Raw genomic sequence first — 12,568 nt, forward strand, 5'->3', positions numbered from 1 at the left:
TATTCTAGCCTAAATTAATACCAGCCATATTATGACTATTACACCTTCAACTCAGTATTATAATTGGAATAAATATAAGTGTGCTTACACCAGTTATAATACAGAATCGAATTTTCCTTATGCCATAATTTTAATTCATCCTATCGGAGTTGGTTTGTCGGGTATTTTTTGGCATCGTTTTCTTTCAAACTCAACTGTTTCGGAGTCACAAATTCCTATCTATAACCCTGATTTATTGGGGTGTGGTGAAAGTGATTTAGTACGTTTAGCTTATGATCCAAAAGACTGGGCTAGTCAACTCAATCATTTTATAATGAATGTGGTCAAAAAACCAGTTATTTTAGTTGTTCAAGGGGCATCTTTCCCTATTGCAATTTATATGAGTGCTGGAGATTTAAAATGTGATTTAATTAAGGGTTTAATTTTGTCTGGGCCTCCTGCTTGGAATATTATGATTAACGGGGGAAATTTAAGGGTTAGTGAAATTATTTGGAATCTGTTTTTTGATAGTTTTATTGGTTCTTTATTTTACCAATATGCCCGTCGTCGAGATTTTATTAAATCGTTTTCTATCAAGGAATTGTTTGGAGAAGAAAAGGATGTTGATGATGAATGGCTAGATATGTTAGAAAAAGCAGCTACTAATTCTATGAGTCGCTATGCTGTTTTTTCTTTTCTGGCTGGTTTTTGGCGAAAAGATTACTCAAAATTAATGGCAAAATTAGATCAAAAAATTTTATTATTAATGGGCGAAAAAGCAACAAGTGTAAGTAAAGAAGGTTTTAAAGAAACACCTGATCAAAGAATAGAATTATATCAGAAAAATATTCCTAATTTAACAGGGAAGAAGTTGAAAGGAAGAAATGTTTTACCCTATGAGTCAACGGAAGATTTTGTCAAAGAAACAATTAATTTTTGTCAATCTTTTACTAATTAATCAGAAATAATAGTAAAGGCTTCTATTACTTTGAGTATAAAAATTGTGGCTCTATCACTTTGAGTATGTAAATGATTAGTTAGGGTAGGCAAGAGGCAAGAGGCAAGAGGGGATTATTAAATAATAATTTCTAAACTTTTATTCAACCTGACATCTAATACCTACCAACTGAAAACTTTTTTAAGAAATAAAAAAAATGTCTTGCCATTTTTAGATTTCCAATAATAATTCCTACTTGCTAAATTGATATTAATTCTTCATTGTGATGAAAATAGCTTATTTAATTAATCAATATCCGAAAGTTAGTCATAGTTTTATTCGGCGAGAAATTATTGCTTTGGAATCTTTGGGAGTCACTATTAAAAGATTTTCCGTTAGAAAAATTGGTGATGAATTAGTTGATGATGAAGATAAGGAAGAATTATTAAAAACAAGATTTATTCTTGAGTTGGGAATTAAAGGATTACTGTTTTATCTACTGAGGGTGATTTTGTTTCAACCTCTTAATTTTATAAAAGCCTTGATTCTGACTTTCAAAATCGGTTATCGTTCGGAACGAGGAGTCATGGTTAATTTAATATATTTGGTAGAGGCTTGTGTTTTGTCATTTTGGCTAAAACAAGAGCAAATAAGGCACATACACGCCCATTTCGGGACAAATTCAACGACGGTTGCTATGCTCACAAGTTTATTGGGAAATATCTCCTATAGCTTTACTATTCATGGCCCTGAAGAGTTTGATAAACCAGATGCGATCGCACTTTCTGAAAAAATCAAGAGAGCTACATTTGTGGTGACGATTAGTAACTACGGCAAAAGTCAAGTTTATCGTTGGTGTGAGTATCAAGACTGGCAAAAAGTCCATGTTATTCACTGTGGCTTAGATGAGAAGTTTATTCAAGCAGAAATTACTCCTATTCCTTCAGAAAATAATCTAGTTTGCGTTGGTAGGTTATGTCCACAAAAAGGGCAATTATTATTGTTAGATGCGATCGCAAGATTAAAACAAAAAGGAATAATTTGTCAACTTACCCTTGTTGGGGATGGAGAATTAAGGCAAGAAATAGAAAAATTAGCAGAAAAATTACACATCAAATCACAAATAAATATTACGGGATGGGCTAGTAGTGAAGAAGTGAAAATGAAAATTAACGAAGCAAAATTAATGGTAATACCCAGTTTTGCCGAAGGTTTACCCGTAGTAATCATGGAATCTTTTGCACTAGGAAGACCTGTTATTAGTACATACGTTGCAGGAATACCTGAATTAGTAGTTGAAAATGAATCAGGATGGTTATGTTTTGCGGGAGATGTGGAAAGTTTAACGGAAAAATTAGAAAAGGCATTGAGTTTATCCCCAGAAAAATTAAATCAAATAGGAATAATAAGCAAGAAAAAAGTTAAGTATAATCATGATATAGAAATAGAAGCGAAAAAGTTAAAAAACTTGTTTGAGATAGTAGTTACAAACTAATGGCTCCAAAAGCGGATAAACTAGCACAGAATATAGATAGTATCAAAAGTTTTCTCAGAAGAAAATTAGCCACTTATCCTGAATTAAATGAAGTAATTGAAAAAATTAAATATATAGAAAAAACATTAAGTGAAAAAAAACTAACTCTACAAATTATTAGTAATAATGAAACCCTTAATCAAGCATTGTTTGACTTAATTAGTAATTATTCAGAATTTACGCAAACCTATCAGATTAAATATGATTTAACTCCTTCTTCCCCTTTACCTATTTCTCCTCAAATAAAAAATACTCTAACTCTGAAAAGATTAATAGTTGATTCCACAGAAATTATAGAAGAATATATCCTTGAAAAAGATCATAATTATTTAATCGGCAGATGTCCTGAAAATCCTATATTTTTAGATAGCAATATTTATCAAGGAATTTCATGGAAACACGCTGAAATAAATCCCATAGAAAATAAGCAAGGGGAAATAAGATGGCAAATTACAGACCTAAATAGTAGTAATGGAACTTTCATTAACGGAGAAAAATTAAATGGTAGTACTATTTTAAATAATTCCGATACTATTACCCTAGCTTATCCAGAATTAAAAGCAAATATTCCTTGTTTTGAAATTAGTCAAGAATCCATTAATTTTTCAGAAAATATTAATAATGAATATCAATATATTATTGACTGTGATTTACTTTTGCTAATTTTGGATAATAATAATTTGAGTCATAATGAAAAAGAATTTTTAGTTAACTTAGATATTTCTTTTCTCTCTAAAGTTTTTATCATAGTAGATTTTGCTGAAGAAAGTCATGTAAATTTAGAAGAAACCAATACTAATTTAGAAAATCAGATAAATTCATTAAATATAGAGTACAAAATAGAATTATTTTTTCTTAAATTAAAGGCTTTTTATCAAGAAGAAGTACAAGAGAATTTAAGCAAAATTGAGCAAAAAAATCAAGATAAATTTATCAAAGTACTAAGCAATATTATTAAACGTCAACCAGAAAATATCTTAGCAAAAAGATTAACTGCTAAATTAAACCCTTTAGTATCGCCTTTAGAGGAAATTTTGACTCAAGAGGATGAAGAATTAAAAGAAAAAATTAAAGAATCTCAAGACAAACTCACCAAAATTACTCAAAAAAATTGGAAAGAAATAACCAAAAATGCCATAAGTAATGTCAAAGAAGAAAAAGATAAATTTTTCAAGCAAATTAAATCAGATTTAGCCCAAGCAAAAAGTTCAGTTTTAGATAATTTTAGTAAACGCAGTATCGTTGGAAAAATTCAAAATTTTGTGGATGAATTACAACCAACCATTTTCAAAAAACAAGGACAACCTCATGTAAAATTACTTCCTACTCATGGGGATGTTAATGCGGATTTGAATGAAGTTTTAATCAAATTCACAACCAATAGTGTGGAAAAATGGGCTTTAAAAGAGTGGGATAAAATTATTAATAACTATAATCATGGAGGTTTAAATGATTTATTAAAAAGAGTTTATACCTATGTTGATGTTATACCTGATTTATTTTCTGAATCTCCTTTTTCTCCCCCTGCTGAATTAGACATTGCTAATAATTTTTTAATTTCTTTTATGGGTATTGAAAGTGAGGTGCGTCATAAACAAGTTTCTATGGGAGGCTATATTATGAAAACCTTACGAGCAAATATGATGCAAATTATGATGATGGCAACTATGCTGTTAGCGATATTGGGGCAGAAAATGGGAAAAAATGAAATTTTTGGACAACTTTCTCAATGGTTTCAACGTTTTCCTTTTTTACTTGGTTTAGCTGTTTTTGCTCTTATTTTTTTCCTGACTAATTCTTATAATCAAGATAATAATTTAAAGTTAGAAGAAGCAGAAGATAAACTCAAAAAAGAAGTTAATACTTATTATCAATCTCTGAGTAAAAATCTAATTGAAAAAGTAATTCAAGATATAAATTTAGCCCTCGAATATGAAGCGAATAGAATTGATAGTGCCTTAGAAAGAGTACAAGAAATTTATGGTGATTATATATCGGAAACAGAAAAACAACAAGTTATAATTAAGGCTAATTTAGAATCTTTAAAAGAAAAAGAAAAAAGTTTAAGCAAGGAAATTACAGAGTTTAAAAAATTAGCAAAGATATAGATACAATTATATCTATAGTTATATTGAAAATCATGAAAAAAATATTAGTAGGTTTACTTTTTTCAGCTTTATCCATCGGAGTTAATTCGATTTCTCGAGTATTAGCAATTCCACCAACAATAGCAACTATTATTAATATGAATACAGGGGATCGCGGCTGCTATGTAGAACTTTTAGATATGGAAGGAAATATTACTGTTGAATTAGCAGATTTTTCTATTTGTGAACAGTCTAATTTAATTAACAAAAAAGTAGAATTATTATATGAAAAAACTAATATTTTGGCTTCAGAATGTCAAGGCAATATCGACTGCAAATTAAGTGATCAAGTAATGTTAATTATTGATGTAAAAATAGCTAATTAAAAACTGATGTTACCTCATTTCAACACAATTAATGTTTGATTTAGGCAGGTTTCAAATTTAGGGGAATTAATGAGAAGGAAAAAAAAGAAGTGAGGGAAACTAACTTTTAACTATCAATATATTAATCGAAATATCCGACTATTTCCCTATTGCCTAATCCCTTCAAAACACTTTTCACGCAAACTTGAATGAGTATGTGCTACCTTAGTTTTGAAATTGCAAAAATCTACACTCTCGCAGACATATTATTCCCATGGATTCATCCAGTAAGTCTTCTTTTAGCATTAGTGCTATATCTATCCGACGCCACATTGCTACAATTATGCTCACCCTTGCGGTGATGGTGGTTGGTATATTTTTTATCACGACTATTCAAGTGGATTTGTTACCCTCGATTACTTATCCCCGTATTGGTGTAAGGGTTGAAACAGAAGGAATAGCTCCAGAAATAGCCGTAGAGGAGATTACAAGACCCTTAGAAGAAACTTTTTCGGCAGTGGAAGGGGTAGAATTAGTATCTTCTCAAACCAGAGAAAATAGAGTCAGTATTAATCTATTTTTTAGAGTTGGGGGAAATGTTGACCAAGCCTTAAACGATACAACGGCGGCATTAAATAGGGCAACAAACCGACTTCCTGAAAATATTGACACTCCTAGGGTTTTCAAGTATGAGCCTTCCCAGTTGCCTATTTACGAGTTTGCCTTGACTTCTGACACCAGAGATATTTTACCTTTGAGAGTATTTGCAGAGGAAGAATTAGCCAGAGAATTAACCGTTGTGCCGGGGGTGGCTAGTGTGGATGTATCTGGGGGCGTAAATGAAGAAATTGGAGTACGCCTAGACCTCGATCGCCTTCAAGCATTGGGCATTGGTTTACAAGATGTTTTAGACGAAATTGAAGAAGCGAATCAGGATATAACAGGAGGGCGTTTAATTGGGGAAGAAAACGAACCCTTAACCAGAGTTATCGGAAAATTTAAAAGTGTGGAAGATTTTGAAAATATTTCTTTTGCTGTACCTAATTCTAATAATAGAGTTTATTTAACAGAATTTGCAGATATTATTGATGGAGCCCAAGAGCAACGCATTTTTGTCTCTTTAAATGGTACACCTGCTGTCAAAATCAGTGTTCAAAAGCAACCCGAAGCAAATACCATCGAAGTGGTAGAAGATGTCAAAGCCAAAATAGAAGAATTACGTAACGGCAATGTTATCCCAGAAGATATAGTTATTTTACCCACCCTTGACGAGTCTATTTTCATCCGCAATTCTATCAACAACGTTATTACATCAGGTTTAATTGGTACTGCATTAGCTGCGATCGCAGTTTTATTATTTTTAGGTTCATTACGTCAAACATTGATTATCGTCATCTCCATACCCCTAGCCACTTTGGCGGCGGTAATCATGATGAAAATGTTTGGTTTAACCCTGAATATCTTTAGTTTAGGAGGATTAGCTTTAGGGGTTGGTATCGTGGTGGATAACTCCATTGTGATGCTAGAAACCATTATCGAAGGAACAGAAAAACTAATCCATGACCCCATAGTAGAAGAAAAAGGAATTTATCGCCGTCAAATCCTCAATCAATCTGTTAAAAGTGCTTCCGAAGTAGAATCCGCCCTAGTTGCCTCAACTAGCACCAACCTGGTGGCAGTTTTACCCTTCTTAATGATTGGTGGCTTTATTTCCCTTTTATTTAACGAATTAGTCTTAACCATCAGCTTTGCCGTTGCCGCTTCCATCGTTGTTGCTTTAACCGTTGTTCCTATGCTTACATCTAGGTTGTTAGCAATTCAATTTTCCAGTCAAATAAGGCGTTTCTTCGTAATTTCTTGGTTTAATAAGGCTTTTAGTGCGGCTAATAATGGTTATACCGCAACACTGAGTTTTTTACTCAAAATTCGTTGGTTAATCGTCTTGACTATTTTCCTGAGTTTTGGTTTAACATCATGGTCATTGGCACAACAACTCCCCCAAGAAATCTTACCGAGTATTAACACGGGACAAGTAAACCTATTTGCCCAATTTCCTCCCGGCACTACTTTGCCCACCAACAGAAAAGTTATGGGGTTAGTAGATGAAATCGTCCTTAAACAGCCAGAAACCGAATATGTTTTCACAACCTCTGGAGGATTTTTATTTTCTAGCTCCACCAGTGAAAATGTCTTGAGAGGTTCTAGTAATATTACCCTCAAACCTAATACTGATATTGATAAATATATCAGCAATCTCAATCAGAAACTGCAAGAATTAAATTTAGTTGATATTCGTCTGCGAGTCTCTGCGGGTAGTGTCAGAGGACTAATTTTAAATAACTCTCCTGTAAGAGCAGATATTGATGTTATTTTACAGGGAAATGACCAACAAATTCTTGAAGAAGCAGGAAGAAAAGTAATCGAAATTCTTGATCAACAAGCAAAATTAAGTAATTTTCGCCCCGATGCGGACCCAACCCAACCAGAAATTGTTATTGAGCCTGATTTGCTTCGTTTAGCTAACTATAACTTAAATATAAGCGATATTACTGACTCTTTACAAACTACCGTTAGCGGTTTAGTGGTTTCTCAACTGCAAAAAGATAATCGATTGATTGATATTCGAGTCAGACTTAATCCCGAATTAGTCCAAAATGCTGATAGTTTACTAGAAGTGCCTTTATTCACTGACGATAATAGTTTAATTCGTTTAGGAGATGTAGCCACTATTCGCAAAGGAGAAGCCCCTTCGGAAATTCAACGTATCAACCAAAGACAAGTTTATATCATTCAAGGAAGTTTAGCCGAAAATGCGAGTTTAGGACCTGCCCTAGCAGAGGTGAAAAAAATTGTTGATGAGATTGAATTACCCCAAGGAGTAAGAATTTTACCAAGTATTGCCGCCACTAGTAATGATCAACTACAATCCACTTTACCCATTTTAGGAGGATTAGCCGCTTTCTTGGTCTTTGTCGTTATGGCGGTGCAATATAATTCTTTAGTTGATCCTTTAGTTATTATGTTTACCCTTCCCCTAGCCTTATCTGGCGGGATTATCGGCTTATATGTGACTCAAACTCCCATTGGGGCAACGGTAATAGTGGGGGCAGTATTATTAGTTGGTATCGTGGTGAATAACGCTATTGTGATGGTGGAATTAGCTAATCAAATTTATCAAAGTCAGTTGGAAAATCCAGATATTAAAATTCCTAGTAGATATACAGCAATGCTTCAAGCGGCGTCTCAAAGACTACGTCCGATTTTAATGACAACCATTACGACGGTTTTAGGGATGTTTCCTCTCGCTTTAGGGGCTGGAGAAGGAGGGGAATTTTTACAACCTTTAGGTATTGTCGTTTTTTCTGGCTTATCTTTGGCAACCTTACTAACTCTATTTTTAATTCCCTGTCTCTATCTCTTATTACATCAACCTTTTAGTTTTTCCACTAATCCAGTTATTTATAAAGAAGATATTATTCCCTCTCCTACTTCTAAAAAAGCCTTGAGTTAAAAATATGATAACTTCAGTTGGGCTTAAAAATATCGAATAAGGGCAGGTGTCAGGTTTGACGGTTGCAAGTTTAGGGGAGTAATGAGTAATGAGGATGAGAGTTAGGAGTTATTAATTATCAACTATTCACTATTCACTATTCACTAATTACTAATTCTTAATTGCCTTACTCAAGTTATTGTAAACTTGATCAGAAAACCAATAGACTTTTTGACTGGTGTAAATGAAATCGACTCCGCAACCTCAAGAAATTCAAGAAATGTTTAACCGCATTGCCCCTGTTTATGATTCACTCAATGATTGGCTGAGTCTAGGATTACATCGCATCTGGAAGTTGATGGCGGTAAAATGGACTAATCCTCAACCTCAAAGTGTTGCTTTAGATTTATGTTGTGGTAGCGGTGATTTAACTTTTTTGTTGCGTCAACAGGTAATTAAAGGGAGAGTTATTGGAGTTGATTTTTCCTCTGAGTTACTCGATGTTGCCCGTGTTAAGGCAAAAAACAGAGGGTATGACGATATAGAATGGGTTAAAGCAGATGTATTAAGTTTACCTTTTCAAGATAATACTTTTGACTGCGTCACAATGGGATATGGTTTAAGAAATGTTCAAGATATTCCTTCTTGTTTGAGAGAAATCAATCGGGTATTAAAACCCAATGGAAGAGCGGCGATTCTTGACTTTCATCAACCTTCCAACTATTTTGTTGCGAATATACAAAAATGGTATTTAGATAATATTGTGGTGACTATGGCGGATTGGTTGGGCAAGAAAGAAGATTATGCCTATATTTATCCTAGTTTACAGCGTTTCCTCAGAGGCGATCGCCAAATCGAATTGGCACGGCAAATAGGTTTTTCTCAATCAGTTCATTATCCACTATTAGGAGAAATGATGGGAGTTTTGGTTTTAGCTAAGTAGAGGTCGATAAAAAAGTGGTGTCATGAGGATAAGCAACAGGAAGCGGAGAAAAGTCCAAAATACTTATCAATTAAAGACTATTGAAAATTACAATAACTCTCTGACCTTGCTGAATTTGTTCTTCGTCTCCAATTTTTTTTAATGATAAACATATTTGCTCAAAGTAACTGACACAAGTTAATTTATAAGTAATTTTTGATCAAAAACTGCAATAACTACATTATGAGAATTTTAGTCACTGGTGGTGCTGGATTTGTGGGATCTCACTTGATTGATCGCCTCATGGAACAAGGAAACGAAGTATTATGTCTCGATAATTTCTACACTGGTACAAAAGCCAATATTCAAAAATGGTTTAATAATCCCTACTTTGAGTTAATTCGTCATGATATTACTGAACCAATACGGCTAGAAGTAGATCAAATATATCATCTAGCTTGTCCAGCATCACCCATTCATTATCAATTTAATCCTGTTAAAACAACAAAAGTTAATGTGATGGGAACTTTAAATATGCTTGGGTTAGCCAAAAGAGTAAAGGCTAGATTTTTGTTAGCATCCACCTCTGAAGTATATGGAGACCCCGATGTACACCCGCAACCTGAAGAATATCGTGGTAACGTTAACTGTATAGGGCTTCGTAGTTGCTATGACGAAGGAAAAAGGGTTGCTGAAACTCTTGCTTTTGACTACTACCGTGAACACAAACTGGAAATTAGGGTAGCTCGAATTTTTAACACTTACGGTCCAAGAATGTTGGAAAATGATGGTAGAGTAGTGAGTAATTTTATTGCTCAAGCCTTAAGGGGTATTCCTTTAACTGTATATGGTGATGGTTCACAAACTCGCAGTTTTTGCTATGTTTCTGACTTGGTAGAAGGTTTAATGCGATTAATGAACAATGATTATGTGGGGCCTGTTAATTTGGGAAATCCGGGGGAATACACCATTTTAGAATTGGCGAAAACTATTCAGGAAATGGTTAATCCTGAAGCAGAATTGGTTTACAAACCTTTGCCAGAAGATGATCCCAAACAGAGACAACCTGATATAACTAAAGCAAAGCAATATCTTGATTGGCAACCGACTATTCCTCTTAGAGATGGTTTAAGAATGACTATTGAGGATTTTCGTCAAAGAATTTGTCATTAAGCGAAAGAATTGCTGTTAATTTATTCACGAGGTTTAAGCTCTTTGTCATGAGTAATAAATTTGTCATGAGTAATAAAAAGGCTTTTGGCATAAAACTTTTATTTTTCTAGTATTAAAATTTTGAGGAGTTCAATCAATGCGTGTTTGTGTAATTGGAACTGGTTATGTTGGTTTAGTTACAGGAGTATGTTTAGCTCATATTGGTCATGATGTTATCTGTGTTGATAACAATGAGGAGAAAGTTAAGTTAATGAAGCAAGGACAATCTCCTATTTATGAACCGGGTTTATCTGAGTTGATGCTATCTTGTATGAAGCATAAAAAACTCAACTTTACCACTGATTTAGGAGCGGGAGTTAATCATGGAGAGATTTTATTTATTGCAGTTGGAACCCCTGCTTTACCTACAGGAGAAAGTGATACTCGTTATGTTGAAGCCGTAGCTAGAGGTATAGGGAATTATCTTAATGGTGGTTATAAAGTTATTGTTAACAAGTCCACAGTTCCAATTGGTTCTGGGGATTGGGTTCGCATGATTGTTTTAGAAGGTTTTAAGGAAAAACATACTGCCACTGTAGGGGAAGGTTTTACTATGACAGAAAATAGTATGCCAGAGTTTGATGTGGTAAGTAATCCTGAGTTTTTACGTGAGGGAACTGCTGTATATGACACCTTTAACCCCGATCGCATCGTCTTAGGTAGCAGTAATGAAAAAGCGATCGCACTTATGAAAGAATTATATCAACCTTTGGTCGATCGCACCTTCAGTGACCATCCAGATTTGCCTCCCGTGCCTATCGTCGTCACAGACTTAAGTTCTGCGGAAATGATCAAATATGCCGCTAATGCTTTCTTAGCCACTAAAATCAGTTTTATTAATGAAGTAGCAAATATATGCGATCGCGTTGGTGCTGATGTTACCCAAGTAGCAAAAGGTATCGGCTTAGATTCTCGTATTGGTCCCAAATTCTTACAAGCAGGTATTGGTTGGGGGGGCTCATGTTTTCCTAAAGATGTATCTGCGTTAATTCACACCGCCCATGACTACGGATACGAAACAGAATTACTTAATGCCGCAGTAAACGTCAACAAACGCCAAAAGAGTATCGTTATCGAAAAACTCCAACAAGAATTAAAAATTCTCAAAGGAAAAGTCATCGGTTTACTAGGTTTAACCTTCAAGCCCGATACTGATGATATGCGAGATGCACCAGCATTGAATATTATTCAGGAATTAAACCGCCTAGGGGCAAAAGTCAAAGCCTATGATCCTATTGTCTCCCAAACTGGTTTAAGCCATGGACTCTCTGGGGTGGTAATTGAAAGTAGTACCGAGATGTTGGCTGACGGTTGTGATGCCTTGGTATTAGTCACCGACTGGCAAGAATTTTTAAAATTAGATTTAGAAAAAATCAGCAAACTGATGAAAAATCACCTAATTATTGATGGACGTAACTTTCTTGATAAAACAGCTATTGAAAAAACTGGTTTCCATTACGTCGGTATAGGCAAGTCTTAACCGTTTTAATCATTTTTAATAGGAATTAGCAATTAGTAATTAATTAAAACCTGCCACCTGACACCTAACACTTGAAACCCACCTAAACCAATATTCTTAAAACATTGACGGAAAGATAAATTAAGGCTTAGTATTAACAGAAATCGGACCATTAACCAGAGTTTGACAGGCTAAACGGTAATTTTCTGGTTTTTTCTTCAACTTTCTGGTCTCAAAGTCTGTTTTTGGAGATAAATTTTCCATGCCTTCGACAATTTCTACCACACAAGTAGCACATTGACCATAACCACCACAATTGATCAACTTACCACGCCATTTATATATATCAATATTATTCTGCAAAGCCTTTTCTCTAAGATTGGCACCATCGGCGGCAACTACTTCCTTATTTTCTTTGATAAATTTAATCGTCGGCATTTTTTTCTCCTCCTATACTGTTAAGTTTTATATCACAATATAAAGAAATTTTAAACAATAGACTTGTTTATATATAATTGAAGCAAATGAGTAGTCTTAAATTTTGTATTGAATTACTTGAAGATGGTTTAAAATTATTCAATAT

General features: G+C 34.1%; 9 protein-coding genes. 8 read left to right on the plus strand and 1 reads right to left on the minus strand.

Annotated elements, in window-relative coordinates; translation table 11 throughout:
* Positions 1–31: 31 nt before the first annotated feature.
* From CYAN10605_RS02740 to CYAN10605_RS02775, 8 genes are all read left to right on the plus strand, one after another.
* Positions 32–937, plus strand: coding sequence for an alpha/beta fold hydrolase (locus CYAN10605_RS02740; protein WP_015218410.1), 906 nt, complete (start codon positions 32–34; stop codon positions 935–937).
* Positions 938–1,202: 265 nt separating this feature from the next.
* Entirely contained in the window at positions 1,203–2,411 is a 1,209-nt protein-coding gene (locus CYAN10605_RS02745; RefSeq protein ID WP_015218411.1) for a glycosyltransferase family 4 protein, read from the plus strand.
* On the plus strand, positions 2,411–4,558 hold the full coding sequence (locus tag CYAN10605_RS02750) for an FHA domain-containing protein (RefSeq protein ID WP_015218412.1): 2,148 nt from the start codon (positions 2,411–2,413) through the stop codon (positions 4,556–4,558). The genes CYAN10605_RS02745 and CYAN10605_RS02750 overlap by 1 nt, the downstream gene beginning before the upstream one ends.
* A gap of 23 nt (positions 4,559–4,581) precedes the next feature.
* Positions 4,582–4,923 carry a hypothetical protein gene (locus CYAN10605_RS02755; protein WP_150108923.1) on the plus strand — a complete coding sequence of 114 codons (342 nt, stop codon included), beginning with the start codon at positions 4,582–4,584 and terminating at the stop codon, positions 4,921–4,923.
* Between the two features lie 253 nt (positions 4,924–5,176).
* Positions 5,177–8,413, plus strand: coding sequence for an efflux RND transporter permease subunit (locus tag CYAN10605_RS02760; RefSeq protein WP_015218414.1), 3,237 nt, complete (start codon positions 5,177–5,179; stop codon positions 8,411–8,413).
* 223 nt (positions 8,414–8,636) lie between these two features.
* Positions 8,637–9,335, plus strand: coding sequence for a bifunctional demethylmenaquinone methyltransferase/2-methoxy-6-polyprenyl-1,4-benzoquinol methylase UbiE (gene ubiE / locus CYAN10605_RS02765; RefSeq protein ID WP_015218415.1), 699 nt, complete (start codon positions 8,637–8,639; stop codon positions 9,333–9,335).
* Between the two features lie 222 nt (positions 9,336–9,557).
* Positions 9,558–10,487 carry a UDP-glucuronic acid decarboxylase family protein gene (locus CYAN10605_RS02770; protein WP_015218416.1) on the plus strand — a complete coding sequence of 310 codons (930 nt, stop codon included), beginning with the start codon at positions 9,558–9,560 and terminating at the stop codon, positions 10,485–10,487.
* A 136-nt stretch (positions 10,488–10,623) separates the two neighbouring features.
* Entirely contained in the window at positions 10,624–12,006 is a 1,383-nt protein-coding gene (locus CYAN10605_RS02775; RefSeq protein ID WP_015218418.1) for a UDP-glucose dehydrogenase family protein, read from the plus strand.
* 120 nt (positions 12,007–12,126) lie between these two features.
* Here the strand turns inward: CYAN10605_RS02775 and CYAN10605_RS02780 are convergent, their stop codons facing one another.
* Positions 12,127–12,423 (minus strand): 2Fe-2S iron-sulfur cluster-binding protein, encoded by a 297-nt coding sequence (locus CYAN10605_RS02780; RefSeq protein ID WP_015218419.1) that lies wholly within the window; start codon positions 12,421–12,423, stop codon positions 12,127–12,129.
* Positions 12,424–12,568 lie beyond the last annotated feature (145 nt).

This window comes from Cyanobacterium aponinum PCC 10605, assembly GCF_000317675.1.
Classification (GTDB): domain Bacteria; phylum Cyanobacteriota; class Cyanobacteriia; order Cyanobacteriales; family Cyanobacteriaceae; genus PCC-10605.